We start from the raw sequence: 270 nt of genomic DNA on the forward strand, positions 1-270 counted from the left end.
GTCGATGACCAGCTTGTCGGTGGGCGATGCATCGTCGTGCAGCGTCGTATGGATCAGCAGCTTGCCGTTGCGGGCCGCATAGTCGCCGTTGACGACGAGCGTGCGCGGCGCGCCGGCGCCGGGCGCGGCGAACGCGATGGTCGAGTCGTTCAGCGCAACCGAGCCGACGATCGAATCGCCGGTGGCCGTCCACAGGCTGCCGCTGTCGAGCGACAGCGTGCGCACGGCATCGGTTGCGCCGGTCCAGGTTGCCCCATTGGACAGCGTGAC

Annotated in this window: 1 protein-coding gene; it reads right to left on the reverse strand. The window is 68.9% G+C overall.

The genetic code is table 11. From position 1 onward, the window contains the following. Positions 1–270: hypothetical protein (locus tag SB752_RS32500; protein ID WP_410719512.1), on the reverse strand; the 270-nt coding region annotated here is incomplete at both ends.

Origin of the sequence: Brevibacillus sp. SIMBA_040, assembly GCF_046535075.1 — a bacterium.
GTDB lineage: Bacteria > Bacillota > Bacilli > Brevibacillales > Brevibacillaceae > Brevibacillus.